The organism is Mycobacterium sp. AMU20-3851, from assembly GCF_043974665.1.
Lineage (GTDB): Bacteria > Actinomycetota > Actinomycetes > Mycobacteriales > Mycobacteriaceae > Mycobacterium.
Window position 1 is genome coordinate 2,662,647 of sequence record NZ_CP146371.1, and the last position, 16,749, is coordinate 2,679,395.

Below are 16,749 nucleotides of genomic sequence, written 5' to 3' on the forward strand. Positions count from 1 at the left end.
CGAAGGAAGGAGCGTCGGTGACGTTCGATATCGCAGCAAAGGCCTTGGTGGCGGTTGCAGGTGGTTGTTCGGCGCTGATGTTCGCGGCGCCCGCAATGGCCGAACCCGAGGTGCCGCCCACGCCGGTGCCCCCGGTCCAGGAGACCGTTGCCGCGCCGGGCGAGACCGTCGCCGCACCCGCCGGAACCGTCGCCGCGCCCGCGGAGGGGGTCCCGCACCTGCCCAGCCCGGACGCCCTGCCGCCGGGGGCGACCATGGATCCCAGCGTGATGGCCGGTGCCGAATCGCCCAACGTCAGCTACCTGCGCGATCTGTGGCACGCGGTCCAGAACCAGGAACTCAGCGGCAAGGAAGCGCTGCTGCTCGGTATCTCGCAGCGCAGTCTGAACACGCCGATCCCGCCGCAGGCGCCCGGCCCGCACGTGCCGGTCTCGCCGGCCGTCCCCGCGCCCGTCCCGCCACCGGCTCCGGTGCCGGTGGTACCCGTTCCGCCGGCCCCGGCCGGCTGAGCCGTCCACGACCAACACGAAATGGCTGCTCCCCGAAGTGCGGGAGCAGCCATTTCGCGTGTTTCGGGGCGGGTGGTCAGACCGACGCCGCCTCGTTGAGATCGTTCAGCGTGTTGGTCGCCTCCAGGTACTCCTGCACCCATCGCTCGATCACGGCGGAGGTCTTCTCGACCTTGGTGAACTGCCCGACCACCTGGCCGATCGGGTTGAACGCGACGTCGACGGACTCGTTGGGGTACTTGTGCGTGGCGGCGACGGCCATGCCCGACACCATGTACTGCAACGGCATGCCGAGCGGCTTCGGGTTCTCCGGATTCTCCCACGCCTCGGTCCAGTCGTTGCGCAGCATCCGGGCCGGCTTACCGGTGAAGGACCGGCTGCGCACGGTGTCGCGGCTGGATGCCTTCACATAGGCCTCGTGCTGAACCGGGGTGTTCTCGGACTCCTCGACCATCACCCACTGCGAGCCGGTCCAGGCGCCCTGCGCGCCCAGCGCCAGCGCGGCGGCGATCTGCTGGCCGCTGCCGATACCGCCCGCGGCCAGCACCGGCACCGGCGCGACCTCCTTGACGACCTGCGGCCACAGCACGATGGAGCCGACCTCGCCGCTGTGCCCGCCGGCCTCGCCACCCTGGGCGATGATGATGTCCACGCCGGCATCGGCGTGCTTGCGCGCCTGCGACGGCGATCCGCACAGGGCGGCGACCTTGCGGCCCTCATCGTGGATGTGCTTGATCATGTCGGCCGGCGGGGTGCCCAGCGCGTTGGCGATCAGCGTGCACTTGGGGTGCTGCAGGGCGACCTCCACCTGCGGGGTGGCGGTCGCCTCGGTCCAGCCCAGCAGCTGCAGGGCGTCGTCGTCGCTGTGGTCGACCGGGACACCGTGATCGGCCAGCACCTTCTTGGCGAAGTCGATGTGTTCCTGGGGCACAAGGTCGTTGAGTGTCTTCTTGAGAACCTCGGGATCCAGGTCCGTCGCGTCCATGCCTTCGTACTTGTTCGGGATGACGATGTCCACACCGTAGGGGTGGTCGCCGATGTGCTCGTCGATCCAGTTGAGCTCGATCTCAAGCTGCTCGGGGGTGAAACCGACCGCGCCGAGCACGCCGAATCCGCCGGCCTTGCTGACGGCGACCACCACGTCGCGGCAATGGGTGAAGGCGAAGATCGGCAGATCGATGCCGAGCTGGTCACAGAGGGCGGTATGCATACGGCTCCTTGATTGGGCGATCGCGAATCGCGCGACTGAAACGTGTTCTAGTTTAGTATCCCGGCCGCCGATTCTGGCAAGGGCGGCGGGCCTGTTCGTCGACGCAGACCTCGACAGCGTGCGAGAATGCCATTACCGTTTTTTGGAAGTTCCATTAACAGCTGCCGTATTCTCGACCGGGGGAGTGCCCACCATATGAAGGACTGGCTGGCGAACTCGTTGGTGCTGGTTTCGGACTATCGGGTGCCCGACCCGAACGCGGTCTGGCCATTGCTACAACGCCGGCGGACGGCGTTGGCCGAGATGGGCGTGCACCATGTACTGGTCTACACCTCGACGACCGATCCCGAGCGGGTTCTGGTCATCCTCGGCATCCACTCCCGCGAGCCCATCCTGGATCTGCTGCGGTCCCGGGTGTTCTTCGACTGGTTCGACGCCGTCGGCGTCCAGGACCTGCCCGCGGTGTTCGCCGGTGAACTGTTCGAGCGCATCGACTTCGATCACGACGAGCATCCGGCCCCGCCGGTGATGGTGGCGATGGTGACACCGGTCGCGGACGTCAACGCGCTCAGCCTGCACGTGCACGCCGCGGCGGCCGGATTCCGCGCCTCCGGGGTGCAGCGGTTCTGGAGCTTTCGCGCCCTCGACGACGCGCACGAGGTGCTCATCCTGCAACAGATCGACGACGAGTCCAAAGCCCGCCGCTGGCTGCACGACTCCGACGACGCGGCCGAGTGGCTGGCCGAGGCGGGGGTGGGCGCCTACCCGCCGGTGTTCATCGGCCAGTTCCAGCAGATGATGCGCATCGAGGGCTGATGTTCGTCTGCCTGTGCAACGGCATCACCAGCCACCAGGTGATCGAGGCGGTGGATTGCGGCGCCTGCACGACCAAACAGGTGGCGACCGCGTGCGGCGCCGGCGCCGACTGTGGACGGTGCCGGCGCACGGTCCGCGCGATCATCGACTCCCGGAGCGCTGGTCGCGGGACCACCACCGCCGGTCGGCCTCGGGACTGACCCGAAGGATCGGCCAGCCCTTGCGTGCCGCGGCGGTGGCCAGACCGGGCCGCGGGTTCACCGCGGTCGGATGACCGACGGCATCGAGCACCGGCAGATCCTCGGTGCCGTCGGCATAACAGAAGCTCCCGGCCAGATCGATTTCCCGTTCCGAGCTGAATTCCATTACCGCTCTTGCCTTCTGACTGCCCCAGATGATGGGCCGGACGATCCTGCCGGTCAGCTTTCCGGCCTCGTCGACCTCGAAGTGGTTGCACAGCACATGCTCGATCCCCAGATGCCGGGCGACCGGGCCGGCGTGCATCGTCAGTGCCGAGGAACTCATCGCCACCGTGTGACCGCGCTGCTGGTGGGCGGCGACCACCTCCGTCATCACCGGGAACAGCCTCCCGATGATGCGCGCGTTGAACAGGTCCTCGCCGAGTGCCTCCAGGTCGGCCAGTGCGTCGCCGGCCAGGTAGCCCGCCGCCCGCTGCAGCAGCCGGGCGAACTCCATCCGGCCGAGCTTGTAGCGGACCGAGGCCTCCAGGATCCCGGACAGTTCGCCGAACCCGGACTGGCCTCTGCGGATGCGATGGCCGGCATGCACAGTGGCGGTGAAACCGCGCACCAGGGTCCCGTCGAGATCGAAGAAGGCGCCGATCTGGGGCCCCGGCGGACTCACGGCGATGGCCGCTAGCGGGTCGGTCACTCCTCCATTGTGCGGTGCCCGAGAGCGGGGGTCACCCGGCGGGCAGAAAGCACAGGTCGGTGCACTCGGTGAGCAGGCGCGCGAGCTCCGCGCGTCCGGCGGGATCGACGGTCGCCGGCAGCCGGGACAGCGCCTGCTCCGCGGTGGCGACCAGCCCGTCGATGCGGCCGCGGGTGCGGCCGACCGCGCCGGACCGCAGTGCGATCCGCTGGGTGTCGGCGATCCGGTCGTCGTCGGCCGCGGCGTCGCCGACGATCGGTGCCAGGCTCAGTGCCTCGGCGGCGGTGGCCATCGCGAGTGTGGCGCCCAGCAACTCGGTCGGCTTCCCGGTCCGAATGTCGTCGCCGGGTTGCTTGCCGGTGGATTCGGTGGGGCTGAACAGGTCGGCGAGGTCGTCGCGCAGCTGGAAGGCCTGGCCGACGGCCACGGCGTAGTCGCGCAGCGGCTGCGTGACCGCGGGCGCGGGCGACCCGGTCAGGATCGTGCCCAGCTCGACCGGGCGCACCACGGTGTAGGAGCCGGTCTTATAGCGCTGGATCTGCGCCGCGGTGTCGGGCCGGTAGTCCCGGGCGGCCTGGGCGCGCAGCTCCAACAACTGGCCCGAGATCACCTCCACCCGCATGGACCGGAAGCATCTGGCGACCTGCCTGCGCAGCGGGGGCGCCAGCGTGGCGGTCATATCGTCGAACTCGTCGTGCGCCGCCGACCAGAGCAGGTCGCCGACCAGCAGCGCCGAGCCGTCGCCGAACTCCTGGGCGGCACCCCACCAGTCCCGGTCCCGGTGATGGCCGGCCAGGGCGGCGCGCGCCGACGGCCGGCCGCGGCGCAGATCGGAGTGGTCGATGATGTCGTCGTGCACAAGGATCGCCGCGTGCAGCAGTTCCAGTGACGCGGCCAGCGCCACGATCGCCTCGATCCGTTGCGGATCGGTGCTGCCCAGCCGCCACGCGCCGAAGGCGAAGCGCGGGCGCAGCCGCTTGCCGCCGGCGGTCACCGCCGACAGACTCACCTGCGCGAAGGTGTCGAGTTCGGGGTCTATCAGCTGCAACTGTTCGGCCACTGCGCCGGTCACGCACGCGTGCAAGCGCCGTTCCACGGCGTGCAGGAACTCGGCGATCTCAGGGTTGTCGGGCACGACACCTCATCCATTCGTGGCTGTCCGGTGGGGTTGGGAGCGCCGCGAGTCTATGGGCCGGCGATTCGCCGTGCCGATTCAGCGCGGCGACGCTGTACGGGCCTACAGTGCCGCATCCGTGGACTGTGCGCGCCACCCAGGATCGCGGTAACGCGCTGCCGCACCGGATCATCCGTGCCCATACTTCCGTAACCGAGAGCTTGCGAAAGGGTGACTCAGTGACATCGAGCGGTCAAATAACCTCCGCGCCAGCGGAATTGAAGCGAGAGTTCTCGCTATGGTCGGCGTTCGCGTTCGCCTTCGCGTTCATATCGCCGATCGTGGCGATGTACGGCATCTACGGGCTGTCGCTGTCCACCGCCGGCCCCGGCTTCTGGTGGACCTTCGTCATCGTCGGCACCGGCCAGTTCATCATCGCGTTGGCCTTCGCGGAACTGGTGTCCCGCTGGCCCTTCGAAGGATCGATCTACCAGTGGACCAAGCGGCTCGCCGGCGAAGTGGCCGGCTGGTTCGCCGGCTGGGTCTACATGTGGGCGCTGGTGATCATCATGGCCACCGTCGCCTACGGTGGCGCCGGGTTCCTGGCCGAGCTGATCGGCATCCACGGCCCAACCGCGGTGCAGCAGAGCATCATCGCGCTGCTGATCCTGCTCGCCGGTACCGGCGCGAACATCCTGGGCCGGATCTTCCTGAAAACGCTGATGGTCGGCAGCATCATCGCCGAGATCATCGCCTCGGTCGGCCTGAGCACCTACCTGCTGATCTTCCACCGCCATCACGGCCTCGACGTCATCCTGCAGGGCGTCGACTTCGGCAGCGGCTGGACCTGGGCGTACATCTCCGGCCCGTTCCTGGCCGCGCTGGCCTTCACCAGTTGGTCGATCCTGGGCTTCGAGAGCGCCGGCGCGATCGCCGAAGAAGTCAAGGAACCGCAGCGCAATGTGCCCAAGGCGATGCTGTTCTCGGTGTCGTTCATCGCCATCGTCATCGCGTACGCCTCGTTGGCGGTCACGCTGGCCGTGCCGGACTTCGACAAGATCGCCTCGGGCGAGGTCGGCGACCCGGTGACTTACGTGCTGGGCGCCGCGCTCGGCGAGTCCGCCGTCAAACCGATCCTGCTGACCTTCGTCGTCGGCTTCCTGGCGAGCTTCCTCGCACTGCAGGCCTCGGCGTCCCGGGTGATCTGGGCCTTCGCCCGCGACAAGGTGCTGCCGGGCTCCCGGGTGCTGGCCAAACTGTCCAAGGCCGAGGCGCAGCCGGTGAGCGCCATTCTGGTCACCACGGTGATCGGTGCTGTGGTCTACCTGATCTCGGCCACCGACGTGTACTCGGTGCTGGTGACCTTCACCGCCGGCGGCTACTACCTGGCCTTCCTGTTCCCCCTGGTGACCGGCCTGGTGGCCCGGCTGCGCGGCAAATGGGAGCCCGGACCGTGGAGCCTGGGCCGGTGGAGCACGCCGGTGACCACGCTGGCCACGCTGTGGGCGGGCTTCGCCTTCGTCAACATCGTCTGGCCCCGCACGGTATCCGAATCCTGGTTCATCAACTGGGCCTTCTTCGTCGCGATGGGCGCGATCCTGGCACTGGGCGTGGTGATCGTGAAGGTGCGCAACGTCGGGCAGGCGACTCCGGGCGGCACCGCCGAACCGGCCGCTGAGACCGTGACGGAGTCGGTGTGAGCGACAGCGGACAGGTGGCCGTGATCACCGGCGCCGGCAGCGGCATCGGTGCGGCGATCGCGCGGTTGCTGCGGTCGCGAGGCTGGATCGTCACCTCGATATCGCGGGAGCCGGCGCCCGAAACCGATATGTGGCTGGTGGCCGACGTGGCCGACGAGACTGCCGTAGCCGACGGAATCGCCGACATCCGTGGACGTTTCGGCCGCATCGACGCGGCGGTGATCTGTGCCGGACACTACGAGGAGACACCCGCGCTGGAGATTTCCCCGTCGGCCTGGGAGCGAATGCTGCGCGTCCACGTCGGCGGTCTGGCACACGTCTGCCGGGCGGTGCTGCCGGAGATGCGGGAACGGGGCAGCGGACGGATCGTCGGCATCGCCTCCGAACGCGCCATCGGCGGCGGCAGCAATGACGCGCACTACGCCGCGGCGAAAGCCGCCGCGTTGAGCCTGCTGCGAAGCATCGCCGTCGAGGTGGCCCCGGACGGGGTCCTGGTCAACGCGGTGGCCCCGGGCCCGTGCGATACCCCGCTGCTGCCTGCCGACTCCTGGGAGCGGGCGCAGGATTTCCTCGACAGCGTCCCGGCCGGACGCATCGCGCTGCCGGGCGAGGTGGCCGAGCTTGTCCGCGCCCTGGTGGAGGAGGACATGTTCCTGTGTGCAGAAGTGTTGTCGGTCAACAGCGGAACGGTGATCTGATGGATGCCGGATCGCGGGTGCTGATCACCGGTGTGGACACCCGGCTCGGTGCGGCGGTGCGCGAGCACTTCGCCGCGGGTGGCGCAGCCACCTTCGGGACCTATGCGGCACCGGGATACGTCCCGGAGCCCGAGGGCCCGCCCGAGACTTACGCCCGACCCGGGGACGTGGACCACGCCCGGGACGCGGTCGAACGGGCGGTGGCGGCGATGGGCGGTATCGACGCAGTGGTGCTCGCGCACGGACTGCCCAGCGTCGCGCCGCTGACCGAGTTGGCGATGACGGACTTCTGGCAGCACGTGGACTCCGCACTCACCGGTAGTTTCCTGTTCGCCCAGGCGGCCGCAACATGGATGCGCGACAACGGATCCGGTGGGCGCATGGTGTTGACCACCTCCCGCTGGCACATCGGTGGCAGCGGTCTGTCCGCGGTGGCCGCTGCCGCCGGCGGAGTCGTCGCGCTGACGAAGACCCTGACGCGGGATCTGGGCCGTTTCGGGGTGGGCGTCAACGCCGTCGCCGTGGGGGGACTGGATTCGGAATGGTCGATATGTGATGCGGCCGCCGGCCCACCACCCACCGGGCGGGCCGGTTCGGTGCAGCAGGTGGCCCGGGTGATCGGTCTGTTGTGCCGGCCGCAGCTCGGCGCAGCGGTCGGCCAGATCGTGAATGTCGACGGCGGATTGTCCCGAAATCGTGTCTAGGAAAGGCAGTAGATGAACAACGACAATGGTCGCGCCATCGTGGGACCGGCCGACCCCCAGCAACAGCCCCGCTATGCGGGATGGACGACGTTCGCCCGGCTGCCGCGGCTGGAGGATGTCTCCCGCGCCGACGTGGTGCTGGTGGGTGTGCCGTTCGACAGTGCCGTCACCTACCGGCCCGGTGCCCGCTTCGGGCCCAACGCCATTCGGCAGGGTTCCCGGCTGATCCGGGGCTACAACCCGGAACTGGACATCAGCCCGTTCGAGGTCTGCCAGGTCGCCGACGCCGGTGACATCGCCTGCAACCCGTTCGACATCGGTGAGGCGGTGGAACAGATCTCCGGCGGGCTGACCGAACTGTTGTCCGGGGGAGCGCGGGCGGTGATTCTCGGCGGTGACCACTCGGTGGCGTTGCCCTCCCTGCGAGCGGCACACTCGGTGCACGGCCCGATGGCCCTGGTGCACTTCGACGCACACCTGGACACCTGGGACACCTACTACGGCGCCGACATCACGCACGGCTCGCCGTTCCGGCGGGCCTACGAGGAAGGGCTACTGCTCGACAGCAATGTGCACGTCGGGGTCCGCGGATCGATCTACAGCCGCCAGGATCTGGTCGAGGACGCCAACTTCGGTTTCTCCGTGATCACCTGCCGCGATATCGACCGCCTGGGAGCCGAGGGCGTGCTGCGACAAATCCAGGAACGGGTCGGCGACGCGCCGGTCTACGTCTCCGTCGACATCGACGTTCTGGACCCGGCCCACGCGCCGGGCACCGGGACCCCCGAGGCCGGCGGCATGTCCAGCCGTGAATTGCTCGACATCGTCCGCGGACTGGACACCGTGAACCTCGTCGGCGCCGACGTGGTCGAGGTGTCACCGGCCTACGACCACGCCGAGATCACGTCCATCGCAGCCGCCAACGTGACGTGGGAGTTCCTGTCCGTCTTCGCGAGAAAGGTTCAACGATGAGCGCACCGATCCCGGCCGGTCCGGTGTCCTGGCCGGACGGCAAGACCTGTGCCGTGGCCTTCACCTTCGACGTGGACGCCGAATCTCCGCTGCTGACCACCGATCCGGCGTTCGCCGACCGGATGGGTGCGATGTCGCACCAGGCCTACGGGCCGTTGGTGGGAATACCCCGACTGCTCGACATCCTGGATCAACTGCAGATCCCGGCCACGTTCTTCGTCCCCGGCTACACCGCTCACCGCCACCCCGAGCCCATCCGTTCCGTGGTGGCGGGCGGCCATGAGATCGCCCATCACGGTTACCTGCACGAGTCACTGGTCGGAGTCGACGAGGCCACCGAGCGTGACTATCTCGTGCGCGGTCTCGCTGCCTTGGAAGAGGTGGCCGGGGTCCGGCCGGTCGGCTACCGCGCGCCCATGTGGGAGATGAACTGGCACACCCCGAAGTTGCTTGCCGAGTTCGGGTTTCTCTATGACTCCACGTTGATGGATTCCGACCATCCCTACGAACTCGCCGTCACCGATGACGTGTCGCTGGTCGAACTCCCGGTCAGCTGGGCACTCGACGACTGGCAGCAGTACTGTTTCGTGCCGGACTTCTCCGGTACCGGGCTGATCGAGACACCGGCCAAGGCGATCGAGCTGTACCGAAGCGAACTCGACGCGATGCGTGACGTCGGTGGTGCCTGGATCCTCACCAATCACCCGTTCCTGTCCGGACGTCCCGGCCGCGCGGCAGCGCTGCGGGAGTTCATCGCCGACGTCGCCGCGATGGACGACGTGTGGATCGCGAGCATGTCGCAGATCGCCGAGCATGTGCGGGCTCAGCAGCTCACTCCGCGCACCTTGACCCGACCCGAATTCACGCCCACCGTAAGGAGTATCGACCGATGAAACAGGAAGCGCTCACCCCGGAGAAGCTCCGCGAGGCCTATCAGCACGTGTGGTTCGTGGTGGCCCGCTCACAGGATATCGACACCCCGCAGGCGGCGCGTCTGCTCGACCACAACCTGGTGGTGTTCCGCGATTCCACCGGGGCGGCCCGGGTCACCGACCGCCGTTGCATCCACCGCGGCGGCAACCTGGCCGACGGCGTCGTCGACGGGGACAGCATCGCCTGCCCCTACCACGGGTGGCAGTTCGACGGCCGGTCCGGTGAGTGCACGGCCATTCCCTCGCTGCCCGAGGGCGGCCGGATTCCGCCGAAGGCCGCGATCAAGGCCTACCCGGTGATCGAGCGGTTCGAGCACGTGTGGACCTGTCTGGGCGACCCGGTGTTCGATCTGCCGAACCCGCCGGAGATCGCCGACCTGGATCTGGAATGGCGTGCGGCCGAACCGATCCACGCGGACTGCGGTTTCATGGCGGCAACCGAGAACTTCCGCGATATGGCGCACTTCCCGTTCGTGCACGCGGAGTCGATGGGGGAGGTGAACCCGGTGGTCTCCGACCTCGACGTCAAACGGGAGGGCCGCGAGGTGTGGGCCTCCTACTTCTACCGGCAGGTGCCGGACTCGGACTTCTCCGACATCGGCGACGCCTGGATGCACTATCACTCCTATGCGCCGGGCATCGCGACGATCCTGTACGACTTCGGTGCCGAGACCGGCAAGCGTTATCTGGTCGATTTCCCGTCCCCGGTCAGCTACGACAAGTGCATCATCTTCTGGGGTGTCGCCACCGACCGCGACTTCCGTGGCGGCACCGTGGACGAGATCCTGGAGATCGAGACCAAGGTGTTCAACGAGGACACCCCGATACTGGGTGGACTTGAGCCCAAGGAAGTTCCGCTGGCCGGGCAGGCCTTCGAGGTGTCCGCCCCGGCGGACGTCTACACCTTGAATTACCGCCGTGCCACCCAGTTCGCGGTGCAGACCATCCAGGAGGCCCGCACCTCCACCGATGCGGCGGCGCCCGGCAACGGTCGCCTGCGGGTCTGACCCGATGAAGCTGCAGGTCACCCAATTACGGTTGGAAGCCGACGGCGTCGTCTCGGTGGTGTTGCGGAGCCCGGTGGCCGACCGCCTGCCCGAGTGGGCTCCCGGTGCCCACATCGCACTCACGTTGCGCTCGGGCCTGGTGCGGCAGTATTCGCTGTGCGGGTCCCCAGCGGACCCGCACAGCTACACCATCGCAGTTCTGCTGGTGGCCGACGGCCGGGGTGGGTCCCGGGAGGTCCACCAGGAACTGCGTATCGGCGAGGTGCTCGAAGTCGGCGAGCCGCGCAACAACTTCGAGCTCACCCCGGCGCCGGAGTATCTGTTCCTGGCGGGCGGCATCGGTATCACGCCCATCCTGGCGATGGCCGAATCGCTACAGGCACTACCTGATCCACCGCCGATCAGGCTGGTCTACGGCGGGCGGAGTCGTGCCGCGATGGCCTATCTGGATCGGGTCGGCGCGCTCCCGGGGGCCACCGTGTTGCCGGAGGACGAGTCCGGGCTGCCCGATATCGCCGGGTTGTTCGCCGAGTGCGGCGCGGGGACCCGCGTCTACTGCTGCGGACCGCCGGGCATGATCGCCGCCGTCCAACAGGTCAGTGCACAGCACCCCGATGTCACACTGCACATCGAACGCTTCGCCGCCGCAGCGCCGGTGCCCGCAGACGCCGATACCGATGCGGACGGGGCGTTCGAGGTGGAACTGGTCCGGTCCGGGGTGACGGTCACCGTGGCGGCCGGTGTCAGCGTGCTCGACGCCGTCCTGGAGACCGTGCCCGATGCGCCCTACTCGTGTACCGCCGGCTTCTGCGGGACTTGCGAAACCAAGGTGCTGGGCGGGGAGGTGGACCACCGGGATGACTTGCTGACGGAGAGCGAGCGCCACGAGAACAGCACCATGATGATTTGCGTATCACGGTCGAAGGGGACCGGCAAGCTGCGCCTCGATCTGTGACGGTGGACAGGTCGCCCTAGACTGCGCAGGTATGAATGTTCGTGCTGGGAGCCTCCGATGACCTCCGGTCAGACGGCGGAGCGGAACCCGACCAGCCCCTGGGTGTTTCCGCACGACGGCACGGTCCGGCTGAACGATCTGCTCGCCGAGCCCGGGCTCCGGGTCGAGGTGCTCACGGCGGTCCCCGATCTGGACCGGCCGGTGCGCTACGTCTATCCCACCGAGCTGGCCGACCCGACGCCCTACCTCACCGGCGGGGAACTCATCCTCAGCGTCGGCGTCCCGGTGGTCGACCAACCGGACGCGGCGGTCCGGCGCTACGTCACGACGCTGGCCGAGCAGGATGTCAGCGCGTTGGTGGTCGGCCTGGGGGACCTGTTCGACGAGCCCCCGGCGACCCTGCTGAAGGCCTGCCTGGACGTGGGTCTGCCGTTGCTGGCGCTGCACGCCGAGGTGCCGTTCCGGCGGATCGTGGACTGGGCCGAATCGACGCGGGTGGCCGACCGTGAGATCGGGGCCCGGGAGCGGGAACTGGGATCGATCCTGCGTTGGTTCCTGGCCGGCACGCTCGGTGTCGGTCCGGTGCAGAGTGCGTTGGCCGAGCACGGGCTGGCCGCCGCACCCGTCGTGGTGTGCGCGTTCAGCCCGGATTCGCACGTCGACGTCCATCAGCTGGTGGACCCGCACGGCGGCACGGTGGCGTTACTCGAAGACCGCATCGTGGCGCTGTGTCCGCAGACCGAGGCCTTCACCGCCGAATTGTCGGCGTGCGCACTGGCCTGTGGCGTATCGATCGCAGCCGACGCGCAGTCCATGGCGTATGCCATCCCGGAGGCACTGGAGGCGTTGCGAGAGGCAGGTCGCTGGCAGCGCACTGTGCACATCGACGAGATCGCCACCCTCGACGGGCTGCTGGCGGCCGTCCCCAAGGTCCGGTTGGTGCCGTTCGTGCAGCGACTGCTGGTCCCGCTGGTCGATCACGACAAGGGCAACAGCTCGCACCTGGTGGCGTCGCTGGAAGCCTTCCTGGCGCCCGGCCACGATCTGGCCACCGCAGCCAACAAGCTGTACGTCCACGTGAACACGCTGCGCAACCGGCTGGCCAAGATCGCCGAACTGACCGGGGCGAATCCCTTCGACGAGACCGACCGGATCAACTTCCGGATCGCGTTGTGGGCAGCGCTGAAGATGGGCATGCGCGGCCGCGCCGGCACGGCCGACCCCGTCAGCCCGGACCCAGGTCCGGCGCTCCGGCCCAAGTCCCGCTGATCCGCTAAGGCGCACCGGCACAACAGGATCGAGCTTCGGTCCGGCGGTGCGCAGGGTCGGTCTGTGCGAGGGTACACCCCGCCGCGTCCGGAATGTGGACTTCTCCAACTGTCCTGCCGGTATCGGCGGCCGGCGGTAATGTTGCGTTGGTCCAAACCACACTGCTCCTTCGCCGTGAGGAAATCTATTGGTGCTCTACGTATTCCGATGCAAAGCCGATTGTGGTGACATGGCGCGGCGGTATCCGATGAAGGACCGCCCGGATTCCATCGAGTGTCAGCACTGTGGCGGACCCGCTGGCCGGGTCATCTCGGCGCCGAACATCGGGCGGGTCGGGACCGGCATGGCGTTACAGGATGCGACCAGGGCGACCGCGGACCGGCCCGGGGTGGTCACCTCGCTTCCGTCGGCGGGCAGGCGACAGAAGGTCACCACCAATCCACTCCATCAGAAACTGCCGAGAAGCTAGGAGTTTCCATGCCAGACGTCGTATTCCCGCTCGATTCCACCAAGAAGTTCACCGACCAGGAGAAGCTGGGCCACAATCGCTGGCATCCCGACATCCCGGCGGCCGTGACGGTGAAGAAGGGCGACTCGTTCCGGGTGCATTGCCGCGAATGGTTCGACGGCGCGATCGTCAACGACGACTCGGCCGACGACATCCTCAACGCCCCGTTGACCACCGTGCACGTGCTGTCCGGCCCGATCGCCGTGGAGGGCGCCAAACCCGGCGACCTGCTGATCGTCGACATCCTCGACGTCGGCCCGATCCCGCAGGAGGACTCCGGGCCGCTGGCCGGACAGGGCTGGGGCTACACCGGCATCTTCCCGACCCAGAACGGTGGCGGCTTCCTCACCGAGCAGTTCCCCGATGCCTACAAGGCGATCTGGGACTTCTCCGGCCAGAAGGCGACCTCGCGCCACGTCCCCGGGGTCGAGTTCACCGGCATCGTCCACCCCGGATTGATGGGCACCGCGCCGTCGGCGCAACTGCTGTCCACCTGGAACACCCGGGAGGCCGCGCTGATCGCCACCGATCCCGACCGGGTGCCGCCGCTGGCGCTGCCACCGGAGCCGCAGGACGCGATTCTCGGCGGGCTGACCGGGGACGCGTTCACCCGGGCCGCCGCCGAAGCCGCGCGCACCGCGCCGCCGCGGGAGAACGGCGGCAACCAGGACATCAAGAACCTCACCAAGGGCAGCCGGATCTTCTACCCGGTGTTCGTCGACGGTGCCAATCTGTCGGTGGGCGATCTGCACTTCTCGCAGGGTGACGGCGAGATCACCTTCTGCGGGGCCATCGAGATGGGCGGTTTCATCGATCTGCGCGTCGACGTGATTCCCGGTGGCATGGAGACCTACGGAGTCAGCGAGAACGCCATCTTCATGCCGGGCAACACCGATCCGCAGTACTCGGAGTGGCTGGCCTTCTCCGGCACCTCGGTCACCCTGGACGGGGAACAGCGCTACCTGGATTCGCACCTGTCCTACCAGCGTGCCTGCCTGCATGCGATCGACTACCTGACCAAGTTCGGCTACAGCCCGGAACAGGCCTATCTGCTGCTCGGCGCCGCACCGATCGAGGGCAGGCTCTCCGGCGTGGTGGATATCCCGAATGCCTGTGCGACCGTGTACATCCCGACCGCGATCTTCGACTTCCCGGTCGCCCCGTCGGCCGCGGGTCCGGTCAAGATCGATCCGGGTATCGGCGCGCCGCGCTCGTCGTTCAGCTGACGAGGCCCGTGCCGGTGACCAGTGGCAGATCGAGGGTGGTGCGGATGCCCGGCGGCGCCGCGATCACCGCGGGGATGCTGTTGACGATCCGGCCCGCCGCGGCCAGGATCGCCGCGTAGTTGTGGTCGCCGCGGGTGCTGGTCGGGCAGATGTCGACCACGTAGGACGGTTCCCCGGTGATCTCGACGCGGTAGGAGCCACCGGGCTGGGCCGGCTGGGCCCAGTCCGGCCGCAGGTCCGGGCGCACCCGGGTGACGTGTTCGACGACGATGAGGGGCTTTCCGGCGACCACGCCGGTGATCTCGAAGCGCATCGCGGCGACCGTGCCCTTCTCGATGACACCGGTGGCGACCGGGATGTCCTCGGGCGCCGGTTCGAGCTCGTAGTGCTCGGTGACCTCGTCGACCTCGACGCCGAGGCCGGTGGCGAGCATGGCGATCGCCGTTCCCCAGGCGGCGCGTAGCACCCCGGGCAGGAAGAGCATCCCGGGCTGGTCCGGCGGATTGCCGAAGCCCATCACGATCGACATCACCTCGGTGCCGTCATAGCTGGCGTAGTCGGCGATCTCCATGGTCTTGATCTGGTCGATGCGCCGGCAGGTGCTCGCGATCGCGAACGGCACCAGGTCGGTGGCGAAGCCGGGGTCCACCCCGGTGATGTAGACGCTCGAATTGCCTTGCGCTGCGGCGTCTTCAACGCGTGCGATGGCCTTGGGCGGCATGGCGCCCCAGGGGAACTGCAGGCCGCCGGGCGCCGAGCCGACGACGTTGATACCGGCGGACAGCGCCGCCGTCACATCGCGGGTGGCCTCGATCGGGCGGGTATCGCCCATGGCGCAGTACACCAGGCAGTCCGGTTTCGTGGCGAGCACCTGCTCCATGCCCGGAGTCGCGGTGACCCCGGTGGTCACATCGAGACCGGCGAGTGCCCCCGCGTCGAGGCCCACCTTGGCCTCGGTCGAGGTGCCCACCGCCACCAGGTCGAATCGCGGATCCTCGATCAGCTGGATCAGCGCCAGCTGACCGCAGTTTCCGGTGCCGACGAGTGCCACGCGAATGGGCATACGGATCTCCTCCTGGAGAGTGGGTGGTCCTCGCAGTATGCGGCGGGGGTGCACAAATTGGAACAGGTTCTAAGTTTCGGCCGGCTGCGGTAGCCTTCCCGGCCATGGGACGCGTGGACGGAAAAGTGGCACTCATCAGTGGCGGCGCTCAGGGGATGGGAGCCGCGCACGCCCGGGCACTGGTCGCCGAGGGCGGCAAGGTGGTCATCGGTGACATCCTCGACGAGAAGGGGCAGGCGGTCGCCGAAGAACTCGGTGATGCCGCTCGTTACGTCCCCCTCGACGTCACCCAGGCCGACCAGTGGGAGGCCGCCGTCGCGACCGCGCTGGAGGCGTTCGGGACGCTCAACGTCCTGGTCAACAACGCCGGCATCGTGGCGCTGGGCAAGATCGGCCAGTTCGACATGGCGAAGTGGCAGAAGGTGATCGACGTCAACCTGACCGGCACCTTCCTCGGGATGCAGGCCGTCGTCGAACCGATGAAGACGGCCGGTGGCGGTTCCATCATCAACGTGTCCTCCATCGAGGGCATGCGCGGGGCCACGATGGTGCACCCCTACGTCGCCTCCAAATGGGCGGTACGCGGCCTGGCGAAATCGGCCGCCATCGAACTCGGGGTGCACAACATCCGGATCAACTCGCTGCACCCCGGGTTCATCCGTACCCCGATGACCAAGTATTTCCCCGACGACATGGTCACCGCCCCGCTCGGTCGCCCCGGCACATCCGAGGAGGTGTCCACCTTCGTGGTGTTCCTGGCCAGTGACGAATCATCGTTCGCCACCGGCGGGGAGTTCGTGGTGGACGGCGGACTCATCACCGACGTGCCGCACAAGGGCACCTTCTGAGCATGCTCCGTGGGGTGGTCCCGGCCCGGCAGCCGGGGCAGGGGACAATGGGCGCCAGTCTCTGAACGGGGCGCCCAGCACAGGAGGATCACGATGGCCGACGCAACACAACGGCAGAGCCTTGCCGCCACCGGCGAGGAGTGCGGCTGGAACCGGCGGGTCGCGGACCGGGTGGACATCTACATGCGTGACGCCACCCGCATCCGGGTGATCTGGGCGGGCGACGACGCGCTGAGCGGTAGTTCACGGCATCAGGACGACATCATGGAGCAGTACTCCCGCGATCTGGGGACGGTGAAGGGCTGGTTGTCGCGCTGACGCGCGCGC

At 68.2% G+C, this 16,749-nt stretch carries 19 protein-coding genes; 14 read left to right on the forward strand and 5 right to left on the reverse strand.

Annotation, left to right across the window (positions count from 1 at the left end):
* Nucleotides 1-17: 17 nt before the first annotated feature.
* Nucleotides 18-509 carry a hypothetical protein gene (locus V4U86_RS12730; RefSeq protein WP_395311554.1) on the forward strand — a complete coding sequence of 164 codons (492 nt, stop codon included), beginning with the start codon at nt 18-20 and terminating at the stop codon, nt 507-509.
* Between the two features lie 76 nt (nt 510-585).
* Here V4U86_RS12730 and V4U86_RS12735 read toward each other — a convergent pair whose 3' ends face one another.
* The gene (locus V4U86_RS12735; protein WP_395311555.1) at nt 586-1,719 is read right to left on the reverse strand and encodes a nitronate monooxygenase; all 1,134 of its coding nucleotides are present in this window, start codon (nt 1,717-1,719) and stop codon (nt 586-588) included.
* Nucleotides 1,720-1,914: 195 nt separating this feature from the next.
* On the opposite strand from V4U86_RS12735, the gene V4U86_RS12740 reads away from it, so the two are divergent.
* A complete protein-coding gene (locus V4U86_RS12740) occupies nt 1,915-2,535 on the forward strand; it encodes a fatty-acid--CoA ligase (RefSeq protein WP_395311556.1) in 621 nt (206 codons plus the stop codon).
* On the forward strand, nt 2,535-2,735 hold the full coding sequence (locus V4U86_RS12745; protein WP_395311557.1) for a (2Fe-2S)-binding protein: 201 nt from the start codon (nt 2,535-2,537) through the stop codon (nt 2,733-2,735). The genes V4U86_RS12740 and V4U86_RS12745 overlap by 1 nt, the downstream gene beginning before the upstream one ends.
* Here the strand turns inward: V4U86_RS12745 and V4U86_RS12750 are convergent.
* Nucleotides 2,677-3,426 (reverse strand): HAD family hydrolase, encoded by a 750-nt coding sequence (locus tag V4U86_RS12750; RefSeq protein WP_395311558.1) that lies wholly within the window; start codon nt 3,424-3,426, stop codon nt 2,677-2,679. The two genes, V4U86_RS12745 and V4U86_RS12750, sit on opposite strands and share 59 nt — an antisense overlap.
* Before the next feature lie 31 nt (nt 3,427-3,457).
* A complete protein-coding gene (locus tag V4U86_RS12755) occupies nt 3,458-4,561 on the reverse strand; it encodes a polyprenyl synthetase family protein (protein ID WP_395311559.1) in 1,104 nt (367 codons plus the stop codon).
* Nucleotides 4,562-4,779: 218 nt separating this feature from the next.
* Here V4U86_RS12755 and V4U86_RS12760 point away from each other — a divergent pair, with 218 nt between their 5' ends.
* Genes V4U86_RS12760 through V4U86_RS12795 form a run of 8 tightly spaced genes read left to right on the forward strand, consistent with a single transcriptional unit; the run spans nt 4,780 to nt 12,777 of the window.
* A complete protein-coding gene (locus tag V4U86_RS12760) occupies nt 4,780-6,240 on the forward strand; it encodes an APC family permease (RefSeq protein ID WP_425590833.1) in 1,461 nt (486 codons plus the stop codon).
* Complete coding sequence (locus tag V4U86_RS12765; RefSeq protein ID WP_395311561.1) at nt 6,237-6,938, forward strand: SDR family NAD(P)-dependent oxidoreductase; 702 nt, start codon at nt 6,237-6,239, stop codon at nt 6,936-6,938. Before V4U86_RS12760 ends, V4U86_RS12765 begins: the two co-directional genes overlap by 4 nt.
* Nucleotides 6,938-7,642, forward strand: coding sequence for an SDR family NAD(P)-dependent oxidoreductase (locus V4U86_RS12770; RefSeq protein ID WP_395311562.1), 705 nt, complete (start codon nt 6,938-6,940; stop codon nt 7,640-7,642). Before V4U86_RS12765 ends, V4U86_RS12770 begins: the two co-directional genes overlap by 1 nt.
* A 12-nt stretch (nt 7,643-7,654) precedes the next feature.
* On the forward strand, nt 7,655-8,614 hold the full coding sequence (gene speB, locus V4U86_RS12775) for an agmatinase (RefSeq protein WP_395311563.1): 960 nt from the start codon (nt 7,655-7,657) through the stop codon (nt 8,612-8,614).
* Entirely contained in the window at nt 8,611-9,507 is an 897-nt protein-coding gene (locus V4U86_RS12780) for a polysaccharide deacetylase family protein (RefSeq protein ID WP_395311564.1), read from the forward strand. Before speB ends, V4U86_RS12780 begins: the two co-directional genes overlap by 4 nt.
* Nucleotides 9,504-10,553 carry a Rieske 2Fe-2S domain-containing protein gene (locus tag V4U86_RS12785; protein WP_395311565.1) on the forward strand — a complete coding sequence of 350 codons (1,050 nt, stop codon included), beginning with the start codon at nt 9,504-9,506 and terminating at the stop codon, nt 10,551-10,553. The genes V4U86_RS12780 and V4U86_RS12785 overlap by 4 nt, the downstream gene beginning before the upstream one ends.
* A gap of 4 nt (nt 10,554-10,557) precedes the next feature.
* Nucleotides 10,558-11,508 (forward strand): PDR/VanB family oxidoreductase, encoded by a 951-nt coding sequence (locus V4U86_RS12790; protein ID WP_395311566.1) that lies wholly within the window; start codon nt 10,558-10,560, stop codon nt 11,506-11,508.
* Nucleotides 11,509-11,565: 57 nt separating this feature from the next.
* A complete protein-coding gene (locus V4U86_RS12795) occupies nt 11,566-12,777 on the forward strand; it encodes a PucR family transcriptional regulator (RefSeq protein WP_395311567.1) in 1,212 nt (403 codons plus the stop codon).
* Nucleotides 12,778-13,053: 276 nt separating this feature from the next.
* On the opposite strand, the gene V4U86_RS12800 is transcribed toward V4U86_RS12795, so the two are convergent.
* Nucleotides 13,054-13,209 (reverse strand): hypothetical protein, encoded by a 156-nt coding sequence (locus V4U86_RS12800; RefSeq protein WP_395311568.1) that lies wholly within the window; start codon nt 13,207-13,209, stop codon nt 13,054-13,056.
* 45 nt (nt 13,210-13,254) lie between these two features.
* On the opposite strand from V4U86_RS12800, the gene fmdA reads away from it, so the two are divergent.
* Nucleotides 13,255-14,511: a formamidase gene (gene fmdA, locus V4U86_RS12805; protein ID WP_395311569.1), complete on the forward strand. Its 1,257-nt coding sequence runs from the start codon at nt 13,255-13,257 to the stop codon at nt 14,509-14,511.
* Here fmdA and V4U86_RS12810 read toward each other — a convergent pair.
* Nucleotides 14,504-15,574: an NAD(P)H-dependent amine dehydrogenase family protein gene (locus V4U86_RS12810; RefSeq protein WP_395311570.1), complete on the reverse strand. Its 1,071-nt coding sequence runs from the start codon at nt 15,572-15,574 to the stop codon at nt 14,504-14,506. The genes fmdA and V4U86_RS12810 overlap by 8 nt on opposite strands.
* Nucleotides 15,575-15,678: 104 nt before the next feature.
* Here V4U86_RS12810 and V4U86_RS12815 point away from each other — a divergent pair, with 104 nt between their 5' ends.
* The gene (locus V4U86_RS12815) at nt 15,679-16,422 is read left to right on the forward strand and encodes a glucose 1-dehydrogenase (RefSeq protein WP_395311571.1); all 744 of its coding nucleotides are present in this window, start codon (nt 15,679-15,681) and stop codon (nt 16,420-16,422) included.
* A 93-nt stretch (nt 16,423-16,515) separates the two neighbouring features.
* The gene (locus tag V4U86_RS12820; RefSeq protein WP_395311572.1) at nt 16,516-16,740 is read left to right on the forward strand and encodes a hypothetical protein; all 225 of its coding nucleotides are present in this window, start codon (nt 16,516-16,518) and stop codon (nt 16,738-16,740) included.
* Nucleotides 16,741-16,749: the final 9 nt, after the last annotated feature.